The organism is Methylorubrum salsuginis (assembly GCF_900114375.1).
Lineage (GTDB): Bacteria > Pseudomonadota > Alphaproteobacteria > Rhizobiales > Beijerinckiaceae > Methylobacterium > Methylobacterium salsuginis.
The window spans coordinates 200,233-221,000 of the sequence record NZ_FOSV01000006.1 but is presented as its reverse complement, the minus strand read 5'-3'; the positions used below and the strand labels follow the sequence as shown (position 1 = coordinate 221,000).

The following is a 20,768-nucleotide window of genomic DNA, read 5'->3' as shown; positions in this document are numbered from 1 at the left end:
GCCGAGACGCGCCGGCGGACCGCCTCACCGCCGCAGGGCCGGATCGAGCGGCTTCGGGCGCAGGGTCGCGGGAGGACCCATGAAGGCGGCGGTGAAGCGGCGGCCGCGCTGATCCACGGTGACGTGCTCGGGGGTGATGGCGGTCACGCGCCAGTCGCCGCGGCCCTCGCCGGCCTTCAGCCACGTGCGGTCGCCGCTGCCGTCGTCGATCAGCGCGTGGGACACCGCGCCGTCGAGGCGGATGCCGCGGACCTTCAGGACCGGGCGGGGCGGCTCGCCCTCGGCCACGGTCTCGCGGCTGCCCCGCGCGGTCCAGGCGCGCCGGCCGGGATCGAACAGTGGGCGCTGCAGGGCGGCCGTGCCCGGCGGCTCGGTCCAGGGCGCGGCGGGGGACGGCGTGGGATCGATCCGCACGGGCCAGGCGAAGGCCGCGAGCGCCAGGGCGGCGGCGAGGCCGAACAGGGCGCGCGGTATCAGGCCGGTCGGAGGAAGGCGCGGCCTCACGGGGCGCGCCCTCCGGTCTCCGGCGGGGGCGGGGGCAACTGCACGCCGCGCAGGGTCAGGCTCGCGCGCATCACCAGGGGACGGCCGCCCTCCTCGTCCGCCGCGCGCGCGATGTCGAATTCCGCCGCCTCGACGGCCATCAGCGGCGCCTCGGTCTCCAGCGCCTGCAGCAGATCGTGCAGGCCCTCCGCCGTGCCCCGCAGAAAGGCGCGCAGGCGCGGCAGGGTGGGCTGGGCCGGGTCGGCCTCGAGGTTCGTGGTGTCGATCACCACCGCGCGGCTCCCGGCGAGGGTTTGGAGCCGCGCCCGGAACGCCGCGAGCAGGCCGTCGGCATCCGCGGCCACGAGGGGCGCGGGTTGCGGCGGGCGCGCGGCGGCGGCCTGCGCCCGGGCGAGGCGGTCGCGGGCGGCGGCGATCTGCGTGTCCGCGTCGATCGCCCGCGAGACCGGGCCGATGGCGAGCGCCAGGAGCAGCCCGAGACCGCCCAGGGCGACGAGCACCGGACGGTTCGGCAGGAGGCCGGAAGAGGACAGGGTGGGGAGCTTCACGGCTGCCCCCCGCCCATCGGGCGCGGCAACTGGACGACGATGGTGCGCGTGCCGTCGGAGGCGACCGAATATCCGCTCAGGGACGGCGCACCGAAGCCCGGGACGCGGCTCAGCGCCGCGAGCGCGGCCGGCTCGTCGGCGGCGATGAGGGTGATCCGGGCGCCCTGCGCATCGAGGCGCAGGTGCGTCGCGGAAACGGAATCCGGTAGCGCGGCGGCGAGGGCGTCCCAGCTGCGGGCGACGGGCGGCAGGCGGCCGGACAGGATCGCCGCCGTTCCGGCCTGGACCGGCGGGGGATGGGCCGGGCCGGCGGCGCGGCGGGCCTGCGCGAAGGCGTCGTCGAGGGCGGCCAGCGTCGCGTCCTGATGGGCGCGAAAGCCCCAGAAGGCGGCGAGCATGAGCAGGGCGGCGCCCGCGAGCAGCGCGAGATCGCCCTTGCGGGCGCCGCCGGCCAGCCCCTGGAGGCTGCGATGGCCGCCGGTGAGGAGATCGACCGGCATGGTCCGTTCCTCGTCTGGCCCGACCGTGACCGGGCCGGCGGCGATGCCGGCCTCGCGCAGCGCCGCGAGCAGCGGATCGAGGGCGGCCCGCTTGAGGACCACGTGGCGCACCTTGAGGCTGCGGGCGGCGGGATCCTCGCCCTCGACGAACCAGTCGCTGTGGACCCCGGCCGTGCGGAAGGGCGTGGCCGCCTCCAATTCCTGCGCCAGCACCGCCCGCATCCGGGGGAGCGCCGCGCTCGGCAGGGTGAGGGTGCGCATGAAGCAGCGGGCCGGATCCACCAGGATCTTGGCTCGAATGCCGGCCTGTCCGGCGCGGATCGCCGTGAGCTGAGCCGGCAAATCGTCGGCCTCGGCGTCGAGGCGCCGGATCAGGGGCGTGGCGCCCCGCCGGTCGATCAGGATCAGGCCCGGCTCGGCGGGGCCTCCGAGACGGATCGTCAACGGGCCCGGCGCCCGGTCGGCCCGCACCTCGCTCAGACCCAGAAGGTAGGCGGTGGCGTCGAGGCTCTCGCGCAGCACGGCCTTGCGCGCGGGCAGCGTGCGGGCCGGATGGGCGTCCATGGCACTCACGCGAGAGGGGCTCCGGGAAGGCGGCGAGACGAGTTGTTAAGCCTCCCGGTGTTTACGTCGGCTTAAAGGGCGCGACGCCCGCGCGGACATGACCGTGACGTCGGCCCGCCGCGTCGGGGGCGATCCGGGACATGCTGAGCGTCTGGGGTTCGAAGAGCCGGCCGCAGCGGGCGCGGCCCGACCGCCGCGGGGGCGCCCGCGACCGGCTCGACGCGCCCCGCGCCTTCATCGATTCTCTGGCCGCGGGTGGCCTGCTCGATCCGGCGGGGCACGAGCGGGCGCTGGCCGCCCTCGATCTGCCCGGCCGCCGGCCGCTGCCGGTGCTGCTCACCGAACTCGGTCTCGTCCACGAGGCGAACCTGACCGATGCGCTCGCCGAGGCGACCGGGCTCGCGGTGCTGCACGAGGAGGATCTGCCGGCCGCGCCCGTTCTCCCGGATGTCATCGGCGCCGATTACTGCGCCCGCGCCCGCGTGCTGCCCGTCGCCGAGGAGGCGGGCGGCCTCGTGGTCGCTCTGGTCGATGCGTTCGACCCGGAGATTCCGGCGGCGCTGGAACACCTCACCGATCGCCCGGTCACCTGCCGGCTGGTGGGCCCGAGCCAGTTCGAGCGGGCCCACCGCGCCCTCTACGGCGACGTGATCGGTGACGAGGACGGCGGCGCCGAAGACGACCTGAGCCGGCTCGCCGACGTGGCGAGCCAGGCGCCGATCGTGCGGCTCGCCGCGCGCCTCGTGCGAAAGGCCTTCGAGCTGACGGCTTCCGACATCCATCTGGAGGCGGAGGAGGCCGACATGCGGGTGCGCTACCGCGTGGACGGCGTGCTGGTGGAGGCCGAGCGCCTGCCGAAATCGGTGCAGCTCGCGCTCACTACCCGCATCAAGATCCAGGCCGGCCTCAACATCGCCGAGCGGCGCCTGCCGCAGGACGGTCGCATGAAGGCGCCCGACCGCGGCCAGGACGTCGATATCCGCGTCTCGACCCTGCCCACCGCCCACGGCGAGAGCGTAGTTTTGCGCGTGCTCGACGGCTCGCGCCGGGTCGAGGATTTTTCGTCCCTCGGCTTCGACGCGCCGGCCATCGCCCGCATCTCCGCGATGACGAGTAAGCCCAACGGCCTCGTCCTCGTCACCGGCCCGACCGGCTCGGGCAAGACCACGACGCTCTACGCGGCCCTGCGGCGGATCAACGGCCCGCATCTCAAGGTCGTCACCGTGGAGGACCCGATCGAGTACCGGATGGCCGGCGTCAATCAGGTTCAGGCCCATGCCGGGATCGGGCTCGACTTCGCGGCGGCGCTCCGCTCGATCCTGCGCCAGGATCCGGACGTGGTGATGGTCGGTGAAATCCGCGACGGCGAGACCGCGCGCATCGCCGTGCAGGCTTCGCTCACGGGCCATCTCGTGATCTCGACGTTGCACACCAACTCGGCGCCCGCCACCGTGACCCGGCTGATGGATATGGGCGTCGAGCCCTATCTCATCGCCGCGACGCTCAACGGCGTGGTGGCCCAGCGCCTCGTGCGCCGCCTGTGCGGGGCCTGCGCCACGCCGGAGCCCGCGACCGATCAGGAGCGGCTGCGCCTCGCCGTGCCGGCCTCCCGGCCGCTGACGCTCAAGCGCGCCCGCGGCTGCCCGGCCTGCAACGGCACCGGATACCGCGGCCGCATGGTCGTGTCCGAGATCATGCCGCTCGACCCCACCCTGCGCTCGCTCATCGCCGAAGGCGCGGGGGAGGGGGCCATCACCAAAAGCGCCCGCGAGGCCGGGATGGCGAGTCTCGTCGAATGCGGCCGGGCGCGGGTGATCGCGGGCGACACCACCCTCGACGAGGTCGGGCGTGTGCTGGAGGGCCAGCTCTGATGCCGCGCTACGCCTATCAGGCCTATGCCGCCGACGGGCGCGCCCGTTCGGGGAAGATCGAGGCCGACAGCCGCCAGCGCGCGGTGGCGCAACTCCGCGCCGACGGGTTGCAGGTCTTCGCCATCGAGGTCGCCGCCATGGGGCCGGCGCCGTTCTGGAGCCGCGACCTGTTCGGGCGCGACCGGGTCAACGACGCCGCCCGCCTCGCCTTCCTCAGGGAGTTCGGCACGCTGGTCGGCGCCGGGCTCACCGTGGACCGGGCCCTGCGGCTGGTGGAGCGGCAGGCGTCGGCCGCGCTCAAGCCGATCCTCGCCGACATTTTGGAGCGGGTGGTGTCCGGCGCCTCCCTGTCGCGGGCGATGGCGGTCCACCCGCAGGCGTTCCCCGCCGACATGGTCGACATAGTGCGGGCCGGCGAATCGACGGGGACACTGGTGGATGTGATCGGCTCGCTGACGGGCTCGATTGAGCGGCGCGACGCGGTGCGCCGCCACTTGTCCTCGGCGATGATCTATCCGTCCCTGCTGGTTCTGATGGCGATTGGCACGCTCGTCATGATCGTCGTGGTGCTGGTGCCGGCCTTGGCGCCGCTGTTCGACGGCACCGGCCGGGAGCCGCCCTTCGCGATCCGGGCGGCCGGCGCGCTCGGCGATGTCGTCGGCAAGGGCTGGCCGTGGATCGTCGGCGGGTCGGCGTTGATCGCGCTCGCCCTCGTAAAATTCTGGCCGGACCCGGCCTTTGCCTCGGCCCGCGGGCGCTTCGCGCTGCGGCTGCCGCTGGTGCGGGAGATCGTGGTCGGGATCGAGCTCGGGCGCATCTGCCGGGTGCTCGGCACGCTCTTGACCGCGCAGGTGCCGATCCCCGACGCGGTGGCGGCCACCCGCCCGCTCGCGGGCAACCGGGTATTCCGCGCGGCCCTCGACGAGGCGGGGCGGCGGCTGACCGAGGGGGCGAGCCTCGCCGCCGGCCTGTCGAGCCTGAAGGCGCACGCGCCCTCGACGCTCAACCTCATCGCCAGCGGCGAGCAGGTGAACCGCCTCGGGCCCGTGCTGATCCACGCCGCCGAGATGCACGAGACCCAGACGCGCCAGCGCATCGACCGCCTGCTCGCCCTGATGACCCCGCTGGTGACCGTGACGGTCGGCGGGCTGATCGGCGGCCTGATCGTTTCGGTGATGGGCGCGATCACCAGCGTCGGGCAACTGGCGCAGTAACGCCGGATTTCCCGCCTCGCGCGCCCATCGCGGGGCGGAACGCCGATCCGTTCCGCCGGAATGCGGCCGGGCCCTTGTGTCTTGTCCCCTTGTCTCTTGTCCCCTTGTCTCTCGGCCCCTCGGCGCTCAAGGTCGACCCCGACCCGCCGCGCTCGCCTCGGTCGCGTCCGCGTCGCCGGGCTGATGCAGAAGGTGCAGGTAGGTCGGGTCGAAATCGCAGAAGGCGCGCAGCCGCGCCACGTCGGGCACGTGCAGCCGACGCTCCTGAAGCCGGATCAACCCCTGCTCGCGCAGATCGCGCAGGACGCGGCTGACATGGATCGTGGTGATGCCGAGGATGTCGGCCAGCATCGGCTGAGTCATCGGCATGGCGCAGTCGGTCGGGCCCGCGGCCCCGACGATCTGCTGGCGCAGCAGCAGCTCGCAGAACAGGTGGGCGATACGGCGGTCGGCGGCGCGCTGGCCCATATTGGCGAGCCATTCCCGCACGATGCTCTCATCGACGAGCGTCGCCCACCACAGGGCGCGGGCGATGCGCGAATCGCGGAACACCAGGGCGTCGATCCGCTCCTGGGGCACGTCGGCGACGGTGCAGGGGGTCAACGCGGCGATGTAATGGTCGGAGGGGCCGAGCACGATCGATTGCAGATCGCAGAAATCGCCCGGCAGGAGCAGGCCGAGGATCTGTCGGCGCCCGTCGCCGACGAGCTTGTAGCGGAAGGCGAAGCCCTCGACGACGAGATGGACGCCCGGTGCCGGCTCGCCGGCCCGGACGATGTCCTGCTGCGGCTCCAGGGTGCGGCCCGGCCGGAACAGCCCGGCCAGGAGCGAGCGGTCGCCGTCGTCGAGATCGACGCCGTGCCGCAGCTTGCGGACCAGGGGATTGCTGCGCGGGATCGCCACCAATGCATCCATGGCCGCTCAACGCGGCAGGGGCGCCCCGCGTTTCGCCGGACTCCTCCGGAAACCGGCGATCAGGCCGCCTTCCAGCGCCGGGCGGCGTTGTTGCCGAAGGCGCGGGAATAGAGGCCGCAATAATGGAGCGCGGCCCGGTCCCAGCCGAACTCACGCGACATCGCGGTGCGGCGCATCGTGTTGAGGCGCTTCTTCTGGCCGAAGGCCTCGAAGGCGCGGGCGATCGCCGAATTCAGCCCGCGGGGCGAGGCGTCGGCGAAGGTGAAGCCGGTCACCCCGTCCTCGACGGTGTCGTTGAGGCCGCCGGTGCGGCGCACGATCGGCAGGGAGCCGAAGCGCTGGGCGTACATCTGCGCCAGCCCGCAGGGCTCGAAGCGGGACGGCATCAGCAGGAAGTCGCTGCCGGCGAAGATGCGGCGCGCTTCCGTTTCGCGGAAGCCCACATGGACGCCGACGTTGTCGGGATGGCGCCCGGCGAGATCCCGCAGCGCCTCCTCGAACCGGCCCTCGCCCTGGCCGATGACGACGAGCTGCCCGCCCTCGGCGACGATGGATTCGGCGGCCGCCAAGCTGAGGTCGATCCCCTTCTGATGGACGAGGCGGGAGACGATGGCGAAAAGCGGCCCGCGGGAGACCGCCATGCCGAACTGCTTGCGCACCTCGTCGGCGTTGGCGCGCTTGCCCTTCCAGTCGTCGGCCTCGAAGGGCGTGGCGAGGTGCGGGTCGGTGCGCGGGTCCCAGCTCTCGTCGATGCCGTTGAGGATGCCGGTGAGCCGTCCTTGCGCGGCGCGGGTGCGCAGCAGGCCGTCGAGGCCGCAGCCGCCCTCGGGCGTGGTGATCTCGCGGGCGTAGGTGTCGCTCACCGTGGTAACGTGGGAGGCGTGGTAGAGCCCGGCCTTCAGAAACGAGAGCTGGCCGTAGAACTCCACCCCGTCCATCTGGAAGGCGTAGTCCGGCGCGCCGATCCGCCCGAGATTGTCGCGCGGAAACAGGCCCTGATAGGCGAGGTTGTGGATCGTCAGCACGCTCGGGCGGCGAATGCCGAGCCACGCCATGTAGGCCGGCGCCAGCGCGGTCTGCCAATCGTTGAGGTGCAGGAGGTCGGCCGACCAGAACGGGTCGAGCCCGGCGGCGAGTTCGGCCGCGGCGCGGCCGAGCCGCGCGAAGCGGATGTCGTTGTCGCCGAAATCGCCGCCCGCGTCGCCGTAGGGCGTGCCGTCGCGCTCGTAGAGGTCGGGGGCGATCAGCGCGTAGACGCCGAGCCCGTCCGCCGTCGTGCCGTAGCCGAGTTCGCAGCCGGGGACGCCGGCGAAGGCGCCGATCCGGGTGATCACCGAGAAGTTCTTGAGGCCTGCGATCACCGAGGCATAGCCGGGGATCAGCACGCGGACATCGTAATGGCGCCGCAGCGCCCGCGGCAGCGCACCCGCGACCTCGCCGAGGCCGCCGGTCTTCACGAAATCCGCCATCTCGGGCGTGGCGAACAGGATGCGGGGGAGAAGGGAGCGCTCGGTCTGCGGTTCGGCGTCGAAGGCGGGGAACGGCGTTACCTCGGCGGCCGGCAGCTCACCGAGATCCACATATGCCATCGAAACGCCCCCACGCCCCTGACGCAGACCCCGGACCGTGTTGTCCGTTAACGCCGCGCTCCGCATGACAATGCTCCGGAAGGCACTCTGTTCCGTTGCATCGCACAATTCAGGCCACGTTCAGATGAAGATTGATGGCGCGGCGCCCGCGGTTGCATCATGGCCTGCATGCGCTGCGCGCGGGCCGCTTCATCTCGACGAATCGGCGCGCAGCACCACGCCCTCGTCCGGCGCGAGCGGCAGGACATCGCGGGCGATCTCGCCCGCCCGCCCCGGACGGGTCGAAAGCAGGACGGTCCAGGCCGGTCCGCCCTCCAGCGGCACCGCCTGCTCGGAGCCCCCGAAATTGAGCAGGATGCGCACGGTTTCGGCACCCTCGAACCGCTCGTAGGCGAAGATTTCGGCGGCGTGTTCGGGCGCGAGGGGGAGGCCGCGCCAGCCGCCGACCGAGAGCGCGGCGTGATCGCGGCGCAGCGAGAGCAGGCGGCGGTAGAGCGTCAGGATCGAGCGGGAATCGTCGCGCATCGCATCGACGTTGCGGCGCTCAAGGTCCGCCGTCTGCGGCAGCCACGGCTCGGCCGGGCTGAAGCCCGCGTTCGGGCCCTCGTCCCACTGCATCGGCGTGCGGACCGGGTCGCGCCCGTGGCCGGGCTCGTTCTTCTCCCACGGGTCCCGCACCCGGTCCGCCGGGATCGGCACGTGACCGAGCCCGATCTCGTCGCCGTAATAGAGCGTCGGCGTGCCGCGCAGCGTCAGGAGCAGCATCGCGGCGACCCGCGCCTGCGCCTCGCCGACGCGGGCGGCGATGCGCGGCCGGTCGTGGTTGCCCAGAACCCAATTCGGCCATCCGCCCTCGGGGAGCGCCGCCTCGTATTCGGCGACGAGCGCCGCCACCGCGTCGGCCCGCCAGGGCGTTTCGAGAAGCTGGAAGTTGAACGGCAGGTCGGCCGCCGTGAGGTCGGGGCCGTAATAGGCCACCAGCCGCTCGATCGGCAGGTAGATCTCGCCGATCAGAACCCGCTCGCCGTATTCGCGCAGAACGCTGCGCATCCCCGCGATCACCTCGATCACCTCGGGCCGGTCGCAGGAATAGACCTGCGAGAAGCGCTCGATACCGGGCCGGTCGGCTGCGAAATCCGGGTTTGCCGGGTTGTCGCGAAATCCCTCGTCCTTGATCAGGTGCCAGATCACGTCGACGCGGAAGCCGTCGACGCCGCGCTCCAGCCAGAAGCGCAGCACGTCGTGCATCGCCGCGCGGACGTCCGGGTTGCGCCAGTTCAGGTCCGGCTGCTCGGCCAGGAAGGCGTGATAGTAGTACTGGCCGCTGGCCTCGTCCCGGGTCCAGGCCGGACCGCCGAAGTTGGAGAGCCAGTTGTTGGGCGGCCCGCCATCGGGGGCCGGATCGCGCCAGATGTACCAGTCGCGTTTCTCGGAGGTACGGCTCGCCCGGCTCTCGGCGAACCACGGATGCTCGATCGAGGTGTGGTTGGGGACGAAGTCGAGGATGACCTTGAGCTTGCGCCGGTGCGCCTCGGCGATCAGGGCGTCGAAATCGGCGAGCGTGCCGAACAGCGGATCGACGGCGCAGTAATCGGCCACGTCGTAGCCGAAATCGGCCATCGGCGAGCGGAAGAACGGCGAGATCCACACCGCATCGACGCCGAGCCACGCCAGATGGTCGAGCCGGGCGGTGATGCCGGCCAAGTCGCCGACGCCGTCGCCGTCCGTGTCCTGGAACGAGCGCGGATAGACCTGATAGACGGTCCCGCTTTTCCACCAGATCGTGTCGGGCATCGGACCTCCCCGGCGTCGGCCTCGGGACTGCCCCGATGGCGGCGCGCGTTCTTCCGGGGTGGGGTAGGGCCGTTCAGGCTGCCTTCAAGCGACGGGCGCCAATTCGTGACGCGAGGCCGTGCGGAACCGGCAGCCTTGTGTCGACAAGGACACAGCCTTGCAGGCACGACGCTTGCAAAGGTGATCTCCGCCCGCATGTGTCTCGACAAGCCCCTGCATCCGCAACACCATGCGCGGGCAGGGTTGTCGGTCCTCGTCCTGCCGCAAGAAGCGGGCAGGGTCCGATGCATTACCGATTCGAATCGGCTGCGACGAAGGGGGTTGGTCCAGTGCTGAACGAAGCTTTGTCCGTTCTCGTCCGGAACGGCGACGCGGACACGTCCGCTTCTTCCTCGAAACCGGCGAAGGCTGCAGCCACATATGTGAAGCCGCGGCAAGCCGACGATCGCGACCCGGTGGTCGCCCTGCGCGAGGACATTCGCGCCAAGCTCATTTACGTGCTCGGCAAGACGCCGGAGAGCGCCCGCGACCGCGACTGGTTCGCCGCCACCGCCCTGGCGCTGCGCGACCGGATCGTCGACGCCTGCCACGAGGGGCAGGCCGGCACCGTGCCGGACAAGCGGGTCTATTACCTCTCGCTCGAGTTCCTCATCGGCCGGCTCCTGTCGGATGCGATGAACAATCTCGGCCTCGTCGAGGCCACCAAGCAGGCCCTGCGCGATCTCGGCGTCGATCTCTCCGAGGTCGAGGGCGCCGAGCCCGACGCCGCGCTCGGCAATGGCGGCCTCGGGCGGTTGGCGGCCTGCTTCATGGAGAGCATGGCGAGCCTGTCGATCCCGGCCATCGGCTACGGCATCCGCTACGATCACGGCATCTTCCGCCAGTCGCTCGAGGACGGCTGGCAGCGCGAGGCGCCGGAGACCTGGCTCGCCGAGGGCAACCCGTGGGAGTTCGCCCGGCAGGAATCGACCTACAAGATCGGCTTCGGCGGCCACGTCACCATGACGAGCCACGGCGACCACCATATCCGCCGCCACTGGCACCCGGCCGAGACCGTCAACGCGGTCGCCTACGACATCCCGGTGGTCGGCTGGCGCGGCCGTCACGTCAACATGCTGCGCCTGTGGAAGGCGGAGTCGGACGCGCCGGTCGAGCTCGCCCGCTTCAATGCCGGCGACCATGTCGGCGCGGTGGCCGGCCGCGCCCGCGCGGAGGCGATCTCGCGGGTGCTCTATCCGAGCGATTCGTCGGCGGAAGGCCAGGAACTGCGCCTGCGCCAGGAATACTTCTTCACCTCCGCCTCGCTGCAGGACCTCGTGCGCCGGCATATCGCCGAGCGCGGCTCCTTGCGCACGCTGCCCGACCACGCCGCGATCCAGCTCAACGACACGCACCCGGCCATCGCGGTGCCGGAGCTGATGCGCATCCTGCTGGAGGAGCACGACTTCCTCTGGGAGGACGCGTGGCAGATCACCTCCAACACCCTGCACTACACCAACCACACCCTCCTGCCCGAAGCGCTGGAGACCTGGCCGGTGGAACTGATGGAGCGGCTGCTGCCGCGCCACATGCAGATCATCTACCTGATCAACTGGCTCCACCTCGAAGAGCAGAGCAAGAATGCCCGGGGTGGTGCGGCCCACATCGCCGCGGTCTCGCTGATCGACGAATCGCATGGAAGGCGCGTCCGCATGGGACCGCTCGCCTTCCACGGCTCGCGCCGGGTCAACGGCGTCTCGGCGCTGCACAGCGACCTGCTGAAGTCGACGGTGTTCAAGGATCTCCACGAGATCGAGCCGGAGAAGATCGTCAACAAGACCAACGGCATCACCTTCCGCCGCTGGCTGCACAACGCCAACCCGGAGCTGACGGCGCTCGCCGTCGAGACCGTCGGCAAGGGCGTGCTCGACGATCCGACCGAACTCTTGAAGCTCGTGCCCTACGCCGACGATCCGGAGTTCCGAACGCGCTACGCGGCGATGCGCAAGGTGCGCAAGAAGCGCCTCGCCCAGGTCATCGCCGAACGCACCGGCATCGCGGTCGATCCGACCGCCCTGTTCGACGTGCAGATCAAGCGCATCCACGAGTACAAGCGCCAGCTGCTCAACCTCGTCGAGACGGTGGCGCTGTATCAGGCGATCAAGAAGGCCCCGAACAAGGACTGGACGCCCCGCGTCAAGATCTTCGCCGGCAAGGCGGCGCCGAGCTACGTCCAGGCCAAGCTGATCATCAAGCTCGCGGGCGACATCGCCAAGGTCGTCAACGAGGATCCGGATATCGGCAACAAGCTGAAGGTGGTGTTCCTGCCGAACTACTCGGTGAGCCTGGCGGAAGTCATCATCCCGGCGGCCGACCTGTCCGAGCAGATCTCGACCGCGGGCATGGAGGCATCGGGCACCGGCAACATGAAGCTGGCGCTCAACGGTGCGCTCACCATCGGCACGCTCGATGGCGCCAACATCGAGATCAAGGATCATGTCGGCGCGGAGAACATCTTCATCTTCGGCCTCGATGCCGAAGGGGTGCTCGCCCGCGTCGACGAGCCGGCCTATGCCAACAAGGCGATCGCGGCTTCGCCCCGTCTCGCGGCGGCGCTCGACGCCATCGGCAACGGCTTCTTCTCGCCCGACGAGCCGCGCCGCTTCGCCCCGCTCATCGACGAGCTGCGCCACCGCGACCGCTACCTGACCACGGTGGATTTCGACGATTACTGGCGCGTCCAGCGCGAGATCGACGCCGCCTGGCGCCGCCCGGCCCAGTGGTGGCGCACCGCCATCCTCAACACCGCCCGGATGGCGTGGTTCTCCTCCGACCGCTCCATGCGGGAATATGCCGAGGAGATCTGGCAGGTGAAGCTGGGCTGACGCCAGCGTAACGAACGACTCGAACGCGAGCGGGCAGGGGAGGCGACGCCTTCCCTGCCCGTTTCATATGCTCCGCCTCGCAATGACGGCGCGGAGTTTTCGGAGTCGTCAGGGCAGCGTCAGCCGCCCCAAAGAATCCTGACAAGAGTCAGCGCACGTTGTGCGGCCAAGCCGTGGACGAGGCGAACAGGCCGATGCCTTCGCCGGCGCGGCCGCCCTTGGAGCGGCGGGCGGTGCGCAGCAATGCGGAGAGCAGGGTGATGATGCCCGGATCGCGGTCGATCGCCTCGACCTCGGGGCGGACGGGCTGGGCGGTGAGGATGGTCAGCATGGGTCGGGTCCCCTTGTTCGGTGGTGGGCCCTGGGCGTCGCTCCCTTGTTGCGGTGCAATATAAAGGTTTCCCACCGGACTCGCGTCCCACGCGACGTCCGCCGCAGGCTTGCGCTGGGCTCATGCCGGTGCCCTCGCACCTTCACAGTTTTGCAACACTCTCGTGGCTCGCCGGTTGACCGCTCGACGCCGAACCGTCATCCGCTCGTCATTTCCAGGCATCAATCACGCCGCTCTCACACGACGAGCAGCCCGACGAGGAGCGTTCCACCATGTCCGACGGTCAGAAGCAGGATTGGCCCGTCCACGGCCGCATCACCGGCCCGATCGTGATGATCGGCTTCGGCTCGATCGGTCGCGGCACGCTTCCCCTGATCGAGCGGCATTTCGAGTACGACAAGAACCGCTTCACGGTGGTCGAGCCCTCCGACGCGCATAAGGATCTCGCCGACAAGCACGGTCTGCGCTTCGAGCAGGTGGCGCTGACGAAGGAGAACTACCGCGACGTCCTCACCCCGCTCCTCACCGAGGGCGGCGGCCAGGGCTTCTGCGTGAACCTGTCGGTCGACACCTCATCGCGCGACATCCTCGAGCTCTGCCGTGAGCTCGGCGCGCTCTACATCGACACGGTGGCTGAGCCCTGGACCGGCTTCTACTTCGACAAGGGCCTGACCCAGGCCGACCGCACCAACTATGCCCTGCGCGAGAACATCCTCGAGGCCCGCCGCGCCGCGCCCGGCGGCCCGACGGCGGTGTCGTGCTGCGGCGCCAATCCCGGCATGGTGTCGTGGTTCGTCAAGCAGGCGCTCCTGAACGTCGCGGCGGATACCGGCGTGACCGATCCCGAGCCCAAGACCCGCGAGGAATGGGCCGCGCTGATGCACAAGGTCGGCGTCAAGGGCGTCCACATCGCCGAGCGCGACACCCAGCGCGCCAAGCACCCCAAGCCCATGGGCGTGTTCGTCAACACGTGGTCGGTCGAAGGCTTCGTCTCCGAAGGCAACCAGCCGGCCGAGCTCGGCTGGGGCACGCACGAGACGTGGAAGCCGGACAACGCCGAGGGCCAGACCAAGGGCTCGCGCTGCGCGATCTTCCTGCTCCAGCCCGGCGCCGACACCCGCGTCCGCACCTGGGTGCCGACGGTGGGCGCGCAGTTCGGCTTCCTCGTCACCCACAACGAGGCGATCTCGATCGCCGACTACTACACGGTGCGCGAGAACGGCGAGGCGGTCTACCGCCCGACCTGCCACTACGCCTACCACCCGGCCAACGACGCCGTGCTCTCGCTCCATGAGATGTGGGGCAATGCCGGCAAGGTGCAGGAGCAGCAGCACATCCTCGACGAGAACGAGATCGTCGACGGCATCGACGAACTCGGCGTGCTCCTCTACGGCCACAAGAAGAACGCCTACTGGTACGGCTCGCAGCTCTCCATCGAGGAGACCCGCCGCGTCGCCCCCTACCAGAACGCCACCGGCCTGCAGGTGACCTCGGCCGTGCTCGCCGGCATGGTCTGGGCGCTGGAGAACCCCGAGGCCGGCATCGTCGAGGCCGACGAGATCGATTTCCGCCGCTGTCTCGAAGTGCAGACGCCGTATCTCGGCCCGGTGGTGGGCGTCTACACCGACTGGACCCCGCTCACCGACCGCCCCGGCCTGTTCCCGGAGGACATCGACACGAGCGACCCCTGGCAGTTCCGCAACGTGCTGGTTCATCGCTGAAGCGAGACAGGGGGCCGCCCGCGACAGGGCGGCCCCGCGATGCTACGCTGCGGGTCTTCACGCGGAGGTGTGAGCGATGGCCGTCGCCGTCCGCCGCGATCCGCCCATGCGGGTCGCGGAATACAAGCAATGGGTCGCCGCCCGGCCCGAGGGCGAGCGCTGGGAACTGATCGACGGCGCGCCTGTGATGATGGCGCCGGCCAAGGATCGTCATCACCGCATCGTCTACAACCTCCTTCGGGCGCTCGGCGACCTCGCCGATCCGCGGGGATGCTGGGCTCAATCCGGCCTCGCCGTCCTGAGCGAGGCGTTCGATGACTACGCGCCGATCCCGGACGCGCTCGTCCGCTGCGGGGCCGAACTGCCGGACGGCTACGCCGACGATCCGCTGCTGGTGGCCGAAGTCCTCTCGCCCTCCACCCTGATCAACGACCGCGGGCTCAAGGCGCGCTTCTATCAATCGATCCCGTCCCTTCGGACCCTCCTGCTGATCGAGCCGGACGAGGCGCGGATCGAAGTGTGGCGGCGGGGATCCGGCTGGACGATGCAGCTCGCCAGAGCCGACGAGCGGATCGATCTGCCCGAACTGGGCGGCGCCCTCGCCGTGGCGGACGTCTACAAGCGGATCGACTTCTGAGCGTCGGCATCCGCATTGGCTGCCTCCCGATCGGATGCTAGCCTCTTCTGGTTCTTCCAGAGGATCGGCGATGGCCGTGGCGGTTCGGCGCGACACCCGCATGCGAGTCGCGGAATACAAGGAATGGGTCGCCGCCCGGCCCGAGGACGAGCGCTGGGAGTTGATCGACGGCGCCCCGGTGATGATGGCGCCGCCGGCCTACCGGCACCAGCAGATCGTCTCGAATCTCGAAGCGGCCCTGCGTCGCCTCGCCCGCCCGCGGGGCTGCTGGGCCCTGTCCAACCTCGCGGTCCTGAGCGAGGCGTTCGACGATTATGCACCGATCCCGGATGCGCTGGTCCGCTGCGGAGACCCGTTGCCCGACGGCTACGTGCGCGATCCGCTGCTCGTGGCCGAAGTCCTCTCACCCTCCACCATGAACAACGACCGCGGATACAAGGCGGATTTATACCAATCGGTCCCGTCCCTTCAGACGCTCCTGCTGATCTATCCGGACGAGGAGCGGATTGAGGTTTGGCGCCGCGAGGCTGAATGGACCCTACGGTTCGCCGGCTCCGGCGAGACGATCGACCTACCCGAACTGGGCGGCGCCCTTGCGGTGGCGGACGTCTACGACGGGATCGACCTCTGAGCCGGCCCGTTTGCCAAGCCCCGGCCGGGTGCTAGCATCGCACCCGTCTCGGAGGCCCCTCGATGGCGCTCGCCGTTCGGCGCGATCCCGGCATGGGAGTTGCGGAGTATCAGGTCTGGGTCGCGGATCGGCCCGACGAGGAGCGCTGGGAGCTCATCGACGGCGAACCCGTGCTCATGTCGCCGCCGAGCGAGCAACATCAGTCGATCGTCATGAACCTGCTCCGGCAACTCGCGCCGCTCGCCCGTGCCAAGGGCGGCCGCGCGATCCCCGGCATCGCCGTGCTGAGCGACGCCATGGACGGGTTCGCGCCGATCCCCGACGTGCTGGTCCGTTGCGGCTCCGTGCTGGGGCACGGCTACGCCCGCGATCCGATCCTCGTCGCCGAAGTGGTCTCGCCCTCGACCGTGAGCCGCGACCGTGGACCCAAGGCCGCGTTCTATCGAACCATCGCCTCGCTCGACGCATTTCTGCTGGTCGATCAGGACGCGCCGTGCGTTGAGGCGTGGCGGCGCGACGCGGCGGGTGCTTGGGTCCAAGACGTTCGGGGGCGCGACGCGCGCATCGATCTGCCCGAACTCGGTGGCCGGCTCGCCGTTGCCGACATCTATGACGACATCGACTTCTGACGCGAGCGCACCGCCCTTGCCCCATTTCGAAGATTTCTACGCCAACAAGCTGCGCGGCTCGCTCGGCGTCACCGATGCCGAATCGGTGCTCGACCTGCGCGAGGCCAACCGGGCGACGGCGGAGGCCTCCATCGGCGACATGCTGGAACGCAGCCGCTTCGCCAAGGGCAAGACCGTGGCGGTGAGGCTCGCGGCTCCGCCCGAGGGCGGGGGGGAGACGCTGTTCCAGCCGGTCGGGCGCCTCCTGCTCGATGCCAAGCGCCGCGGCTGGATCGAGCGGCTGCAGACCTTGCCCGCGGGCGATGGGCTCGGCTTCTACGTGGCGCTCGCGGGCAAGCCCGCGCGCGAGCGCGACTGACGCGGATGGGTTGGAGCCGGAACGACAACGCCCTCGAACATCTCGCCCGCTTCGGCTTCGGCGCCCGCGGCTTCGTCTACTGCGTCGTCGGCGCACTGGCCGTGCTGGCGGCCCTCGGACAGGGCGGCTCGGCCGGCGACAGCAAGGGCGCCCTGCGGGCCGTGCTCGGCGGGCCGTTCGGTGCCGTCATCGTCGGGCTGATCGCGCTCGGGCTCGCGGGCTTCGCCCTGTGGCGCGTCGTCGAGGGCGTGACGGACGCCGACCGGCGCGGGAACTCGGCCAAGGCGCTGGCAGTGCGGGGGGCGCATCTCATCAGCGCCTTCGTCTATGCCGGCCTCGCGCTCACCGCCGGGCGGCTCGCCTTCGGCATCGGCCGGGCCTCGGCCGGTGGCGACGGGGTGCAGGACTGGACCGCCTGGCTCCTGCGCCAGCCGTTCGGGCCCTGGCTCGTCGGGCTCGCCGCGTTGGCCGTCACGGCGGCCGGGTTCGCCTACGCGAAGAAGGCCTGGACGGGCGACGTGACCGACCGGCTGTCGCTGCCCAGTGAGAGCGAGCGCTGGGCGAAACCGCTGGGCCGGTTCGGCTACGCGGCGCGGGCGGTGGTGTTCCTCATCATCGCGGGCTTCCTGGCCTCCGCCGCCTGGACGCAGGGCCCCTCCGAGGCGCACGGCCTGTCCGGCGCCTTCGCGGCGCTCAGGGCGCAGCCCTATGGCTGGGTGCTGCTCGCCGTGGTCGCCGCCGGCCACTTCGCCTTCGGGGCCTTCGGCCTGATCCAGGCGCGCTATCGCCACATCGACGCCCCGGATCTCGGCGAAGCCGACGCGGCGCTTGAGCGGGCCAAGCGCTCGGTCGCCTGAACCCCCTTCGTTGACACGGGGCGAGGGTGCGCCGATACCGCCCCGCGTCCCCGACAAAAGCACCATGCAGAAGCGCACCCTCAAGACGGCGGTGATGGTCGCCCACGATCTCGCCGCCACCGCGGCGGCCGTGGTGTTGACCTTCGTCTTCCGCTTCCAAGGCGAGTTGCTGGCCGAGCGCCTGCATGCCCTGCCGCTGCTGCTGCCGCCGTTCCTGGCCTATGCCGGGCTGATCTACGCTTGGTTCAAGCTCTACCGCACCAAGTGGCGCTTCGCCTCGCTGCCCGATCTCGCCGGCATCGTGCGCGCCGCCAGCGTCATGGCGCTGACGCTCCTGGTGCTCGACTACGTGCTGGTCTCGGCCAACCTCCACGGCTTCTACTTCTTCGGCAAGATCGCGATCCTGCTCTATTGGGTGCTGCAGGTCTTCCTGCTCGGCGGCCCGCGGCTGGCGTTCCGCTACCTGAAATACGCTCGCTCGCGGCAGAGCCACGCGCGAACGGCGACCACGCCGACGCTGCTGCTCGGACGCGGCGCCGACATCGAGACCGTGCTGCGGGCCATCGAATCCGGTTCGGTCAAGCGGCTGTCCCCGAAGGGCATCCTCTCGCCGCGGGCCGACGAGGCCGGGCAGATGATGCGCGGCGTGCCGGTGCTCGGCGGGTTTCGCGACCTCGAACGGGTGGTGGCCGATCTCGGCAACCGCGGCCTGCCCGTGCGCCGCCTCGTGGCGACGCCCTCCGCGCTGGCGCCGGAATCCGAGCCCGACGACCTGATCGCCCGGGCCCGGCGCCTCGGCCTGCCGCTCGCCCGCGTCACCAGCCTCGGCGAGGGCATGCGCGATGCCGAACTCGCGCCGCTGGAGATCGAGGATCTGCTGCTGAGGCCCACCGTCGCCATCGACCGGCCGCGCCTCGAAGGCTTCCTGTCCGGCGCCCGCGTGGTGGTGACGGGCGGCGGCGGCTCGATCGGCTCCGAAATCTGCGCCCGCGCGGTCGCCTTCGGCGCGTCCGCATTGCTCGTGATCGAGAATTCCGAGCCCGCGCTGCACGGCGTGCTCAATAGCCCGGCCCTGCTCCAGGCCGAGGCCGACGTGCAGGGCGCCATCGCGGACATCCGCGATCGGGAGCGGCTGTCGGCGGTCATCGCCGCGTTCCGGCCGACCCACGTCTTTCACGCTGCCGCGCTCAAGCAGGTGCCGTATCTGGAGCGGGACTGGGCCGAGGGCATCAAGACCAACGTGTTCGGCTCGATCAACGTCGCCGAGGCGACGGTGGCCGCGGGCGCGCGGGCGCTCGTGATGATCTCGACCGACAAGGCGATCGAGCCGGTCTCGCAACTCGGCGTCACCAAGCGCTTCGCCGAGATGGTCGCGCAGGCACTGGACGCCGAGCAGGCCGGCTCCGACGCCACGCGTTTGATCGCCGTGCGCTTCGGCAACGTGCTGGGCTCGGTCGGCTCGGTGGTGCCGGTGTTCAAGGCGCAGATCGCCCGCGGCGGGCCGCTCACCGTCACCCATCCGGAGATGGTGCGCTACTTCATGACCGTGCGCGAGGCCTCCGACCTCGTGCTCACCGCCGCCTCCCACGCCGACGCGGAAGGGCGCGGCGCCACCGGCGAGCAGCGCGCGGCGGTCTACGTGCTCAAGATGGGCCAGCCGGTGCGCATCCGCGAACTCGCCGAGCGGATGATCCGGCTCGCGGGCTTCGAGCCCGGCGAGGACATCGAGATCCAGGTGACCGGCGCCCGCCCGGGCGAGCGCCTCAACGAAATCCTGTTCGCCCGCGAGGAGCCGCGGGTGCAGCTCGACGGCATCGACGGGGTGATGGCGGCCAAGCCCGTCTTCGCCGATCGTACGGTGCTGGAGGGCTGGATTCTGCGCCTGCGCGCCGCCGTGGAGGCGGGCGACCGCGGGGCGGCCGAGGCGGTGTTCGAGGAGGCGATCCCGGATTTCCGCCATCGGACGCGCTCTGTGCCGAAGGCGGATGCCCCCGCCGCACCGGCGCAGGCTGTCGCCGCGACCCTGTAGGAACGGCAGCCTACGGCTCCGCCCCCTCGCACCCCTTCACCCCCGCATAAGCGTTCAGGATCGCCGAGAGCAGGCCGGGAAAACGCGCCTCCACCTCGTCGCAGCGCGAGTGATTGCGCATCTCGACGCCGTGGCGCTCGGAGCGGATCAGGCCGGCCTCGCGCAGCACCTTGAAATGGGCCGAAAGCGACGATTTCGGGATCACCCGCTCCCCGAGCGACGAGAGTGCCGCGCAGGCCTGGACGCAGCCGGCCTGTGTGATGCTGGCGAAGATCGCGGCGCGGGCCGGGTCGGCCAGCGCGTGCAGGATTGCCTCGGGCCGCACGTCTTCAATCGCAGGGTGAAACAGCGGTCGCATCATTCATCCATATGGAGGCTTGAACCGCGCTCCCATAGTTCTGAGATTCCGAACTATGGGACAAAGGCGACCGATCCGGCGCCGGTCCGTAAGAAGGATAGCACGGATGTCGAAGCTCGCAGGCAAGGTCGCCGTGGTGACGGGCGCCTCGAAAGGGATCGGCGCGGCCATCGCCAAGACGCTGGCGCGGGACGGCGCGGCGGTCGTGGTCAACTACGCGTCGAGCAAGGCCGGCGCCGACGCCGTCGTCGCGGAGATCACCGCCAAGGGCGGCCGGGCCATCGCCGTGCAGGGCGACGTGTCGAAGGGGGAGCAGGCCGAAGGCCTGATCGCGGCGGCGGTGCAAGAGTTCGGCCGGCTCGACATCCTCGTCAACAATTCCGGCGTCTATGAATTCGCGCCGATCGAGGAGGTGACGGAAGCGCATTACCGCCGCCTGTTCGACATCAACGTGCTCGGCGTGCTGCTGACGACGCGGGCGGCGGCCAAGCATCTCGGCGAGGGCGGCAGCATCGTCAACATCTCCTCGGCGGCGACGCTGGTGAACATGCCGACCTCGGCCGCCTACACCGCGACCAAGGGCGCGCTCAACGCCATCACCGGCGTGCTGGCCAACGAGCTGGCGCCGCGCCGCATCCGGGTCAACGGCGTCAGCCCCGGCTTCGTCGTGACCGAGGGCGCGCAGACGGCGGGCATCGTCGGCTCGGAGATGGAGGCCGGCATCGTCGCGCAGACGCCGCTCGGCCGCGCCGGCCAGCCCGACGACATCGCGGGCGTCGTGGCGTTCCTGGCCTCCGACGACGCCCGCTGGGTGACCGGCGAGGATATCGCGGCGAGCGGCGGCGTTCGCTGAC

The 20,768-nt window shown here is 70.7% G+C and carries 19 protein-coding genes; 11 read left to right on the top strand and 8 right to left on the bottom strand.

The features are described 5' to 3' along the window. Window positions 1-24: 24 nt before the first annotated feature. From BM140_RS10240 to BM140_RS25825, 3 genes are read right to left on the bottom strand one after another with little or no spacing between them, the layout of a single operon-like run. Complete coding sequence (locus BM140_RS10240) at window positions 25-504, bottom strand: hypothetical protein (RefSeq protein WP_091945044.1); 480 nt, start codon at window positions 502-504, stop codon at window positions 25-27. After that, the gene (locus tag BM140_RS10235; RefSeq protein ID WP_165616433.1) at window positions 501-1,052 is read right to left on the bottom strand and encodes a GspMb/PilO family protein; all 552 of its coding nucleotides are present in this window, start codon (window positions 1,050-1,052) and stop codon (window positions 501-503) included. Before BM140_RS10235 ends, BM140_RS10240 begins: the two co-directional genes overlap by 4 nt. Beyond that, on the bottom strand, window positions 1,049-2,125 hold the full coding sequence (locus tag BM140_RS25825; RefSeq protein ID WP_165616432.1) for a hypothetical protein: 1,077 nt from the start codon (window positions 2,123-2,125) through the stop codon (window positions 1,049-1,051). Before BM140_RS25825 ends, BM140_RS10235 begins: the two co-directional genes overlap by 4 nt. A gap of 131 nt (window positions 2,126-2,256) precedes the next feature. Here BM140_RS25825 and BM140_RS10230 point away from each other — a divergent pair, with 131 nt between their 5' ends. Beyond that, window positions 2,257-3,987, top strand: a complete 1,731-nt coding sequence (locus tag BM140_RS10230) for a GspE/PulE family protein (RefSeq protein ID WP_091945038.1) — start codon at window positions 2,257-2,259, stop codon at window positions 3,985-3,987. After that, a complete protein-coding gene (locus tag BM140_RS10225; RefSeq protein ID WP_091945036.1) occupies window positions 3,987-5,201 on the top strand; it encodes a type II secretion system F family protein in 1,215 nt (404 codons plus the stop codon). Before BM140_RS10230 ends, BM140_RS10225 begins: the two co-directional genes overlap by 1 nt. 126 nt (window positions 5,202-5,327) lie before the next feature. Here BM140_RS10225 and BM140_RS10220 read toward each other — a convergent pair whose 3' ends face one another. The 3 genes from BM140_RS10220 to BM140_RS10210 all read right to left on the bottom strand — a co-directional run bounded on the left by BM140_RS10220 (window position 5,328) and on the right by BM140_RS10210 (window position 9,499). Further along, window positions 5,328-6,116 carry a Crp/Fnr family transcriptional regulator gene (locus BM140_RS10220; protein ID WP_091945033.1) on the bottom strand — a complete coding sequence of 263 codons (789 nt, stop codon included), beginning with the start codon at window positions 6,114-6,116 and terminating at the stop codon, window positions 5,328-5,330. Window positions 6,117-6,175: 59 nt separating this feature from the next. Next, on the bottom strand, window positions 6,176-7,705 hold the full coding sequence (glgA, locus tag BM140_RS10215) for a glycogen synthase GlgA (RefSeq protein ID WP_091945030.1): 1,530 nt from the start codon (window positions 7,703-7,705) through the stop codon (window positions 6,176-6,178). Window positions 7,706-7,894: 189 nt separating this feature from the next. After that, entirely contained in the window at window positions 7,895-9,499 is a 1,605-nt protein-coding gene (locus BM140_RS10210) for an alpha-amylase family glycosyl hydrolase (RefSeq protein ID WP_091945027.1), read from the bottom strand. 329 nt (window positions 9,500-9,828) lie between these two features. Between BM140_RS10210 and BM140_RS10205 the strand changes: the two genes are divergently transcribed. Then, on the top strand, window positions 9,829-12,363 hold the full coding sequence (locus BM140_RS10205; RefSeq protein ID WP_091945024.1) for a glycogen/starch/alpha-glucan phosphorylase: 2,535 nt from the start codon (window positions 9,829-9,831) through the stop codon (window positions 12,361-12,363). A gap of 148 nt (window positions 12,364-12,511) precedes the next feature. Here the strand turns inward: BM140_RS10205 and BM140_RS10200 are convergent, their stop codons facing one another. Then, window positions 12,512-12,694, bottom strand: a complete 183-nt coding sequence (locus tag BM140_RS10200) for a hypothetical protein (RefSeq protein WP_091945021.1) — start codon at window positions 12,692-12,694, stop codon at window positions 12,512-12,514. Window positions 12,695-12,966: 272 nt separating this feature from the next. Between BM140_RS10200 and BM140_RS10195 the strand changes: the two genes are divergently transcribed. The 7 genes from BM140_RS10195 to BM140_RS10165 all read left to right on the top strand — a co-directional run bounded on the left by BM140_RS10195 (window position 12,967) and on the right by BM140_RS10165 (window position 19,556). After that, a complete protein-coding gene (locus BM140_RS10195) occupies window positions 12,967-14,415 on the top strand; it encodes a homospermidine synthase (protein ID WP_091945018.1) in 1,449 nt (482 codons plus the stop codon). A 76-nt stretch (window positions 14,416-14,491) separates the two neighbouring features. Further along, window positions 14,492-15,052: a Uma2 family endonuclease gene (locus BM140_RS10190; protein WP_091945015.1), complete on the top strand. Its 561-nt coding sequence runs from the start codon at window positions 14,492-14,494 to the stop codon at window positions 15,050-15,052. 70 nt (window positions 15,053-15,122) lie between these two features. Beyond that, the gene (locus BM140_RS10185) at window positions 15,123-15,683 is read left to right on the top strand and encodes a Uma2 family endonuclease (protein ID WP_091945013.1); all 561 of its coding nucleotides are present in this window, start codon (window positions 15,123-15,125) and stop codon (window positions 15,681-15,683) included. Window positions 15,684-15,745: 62 nt separating this feature from the next. Then, window positions 15,746-16,312, top strand: coding sequence for a Uma2 family endonuclease (locus tag BM140_RS10180; protein WP_091945010.1), 567 nt, complete (start codon window positions 15,746-15,748; stop codon window positions 16,310-16,312). A gap of 16 nt (window positions 16,313-16,328) precedes the next feature. After that, window positions 16,329-16,670 carry a hypothetical protein gene (locus tag BM140_RS10175; RefSeq protein ID WP_091945007.1) on the top strand — a complete coding sequence of 114 codons (342 nt, stop codon included), beginning with the start codon at window positions 16,329-16,331 and terminating at the stop codon, window positions 16,668-16,670. 5 nt (window positions 16,671-16,675) lie between these two features. Beyond that, the gene (locus BM140_RS10170) at window positions 16,676-17,527 is read left to right on the top strand and encodes a DUF1206 domain-containing protein (protein WP_091945005.1); all 852 of its coding nucleotides are present in this window, start codon (window positions 16,676-16,678) and stop codon (window positions 17,525-17,527) included. Between the two features lie 64 nt (window positions 17,528-17,591). Continuing rightward, window positions 17,592-19,556, top strand: coding sequence for an SDR family NAD(P)-dependent oxidoreductase (locus tag BM140_RS10165; protein ID WP_091945002.1), 1,965 nt, complete (start codon window positions 17,592-17,594; stop codon window positions 19,554-19,556). A 10-nt stretch (window positions 19,557-19,566) separates the two neighbouring features. On the opposite strand, the gene BM140_RS10160 is transcribed toward BM140_RS10165, so the two are convergent. Further along, window positions 19,567-19,914: an ArsR/SmtB family transcription factor gene (locus BM140_RS10160; RefSeq protein ID WP_091945174.1), complete on the bottom strand. Its 348-nt coding sequence runs from the start codon at window positions 19,912-19,914 to the stop codon at window positions 19,567-19,569. A 106-nt stretch (window positions 19,915-20,020) separates the two neighbouring features. On the opposite strand from BM140_RS10160, the gene BM140_RS10155 reads away from it, so the two are divergent. Continuing rightward, window positions 20,021-20,767, top strand: coding sequence for a glucose 1-dehydrogenase (locus BM140_RS10155; protein ID WP_091944998.1), 747 nt, complete (start codon window positions 20,021-20,023; stop codon window positions 20,765-20,767). Window position 20,768 lies beyond the last annotated feature (1 nt).

Coding starts and splice junctions, on each gene's coding strand:
- BM140_RS10230 (WP_091945038.1), top strand. CDS start 2,257: ATGCTGAGCGTCTGGGGTTCGAAGAGCCGGCCGCAGCGGGCGCGGCCC.
- BM140_RS10225 (WP_091945036.1), top strand. CDS start 3,987: ATGCCGCGCTACGCCTATCAGGCCTATGCCGCCGACGGGCGCGCCCGT.
- BM140_RS10220 (WP_091945033.1), bottom strand. CDS start 6,116: ATGGATGCATTGGTGGCGATCCCGCGCAGCAATCCCCTGGTCCGCAAG.
- glgA (WP_091945030.1), bottom strand. CDS start 7,705: ATGGCATATGTGGATCTCGGTGAGCTGCCGGCCGCCGAGGTAACGCCG.
- BM140_RS10210 (WP_091945027.1), bottom strand. CDS start 9,499: ATGCCCGACACGATCTGGTGGAAAAGCGGGACCGTCTATCAGGTCTAT.
- BM140_RS10200 (WP_091945021.1), bottom strand. CDS start 12,694: ATGCTGACCATCCTCACCGCCCAGCCCGTCCGCCCCGAGGTCGAGGCG.
- BM140_RS10195 (WP_091945018.1), top strand. CDS start 12,967: ATGTCCGACGGTCAGAAGCAGGATTGGCCCGTCCACGGCCGCATCACC.
- BM140_RS10190 (WP_091945015.1), top strand. CDS start 14,492: ATGGCCGTCGCCGTCCGCCGCGATCCGCCCATGCGGGTCGCGGAATAC.
- BM140_RS10185 (WP_091945013.1), top strand. CDS start 15,123: ATGGCCGTGGCGGTTCGGCGCGACACCCGCATGCGAGTCGCGGAATAC.
- BM140_RS10180 (WP_091945010.1), top strand. CDS start 15,746: ATGGCGCTCGCCGTTCGGCGCGATCCCGGCATGGGAGTTGCGGAGTAT.
- BM140_RS10170 (WP_091945005.1), top strand. CDS start 16,676: ATGGGTTGGAGCCGGAACGACAACGCCCTCGAACATCTCGCCCGCTTC.
- BM140_RS10165 (WP_091945002.1), top strand. CDS start 17,592: ATGCAGAAGCGCACCCTCAAGACGGCGGTGATGGTCGCCCACGATCTC.
- BM140_RS10160 (WP_091945174.1), bottom strand. CDS start 19,914: ATGCGACCGCTGTTTCACCCTGCGATTGAAGACGTGCGGCCCGAGGCA.
- BM140_RS10155 (WP_091944998.1), top strand. CDS start 20,021: ATGTCGAAGCTCGCAGGCAAGGTCGCCGTGGTGACGGGCGCCTCGAAA.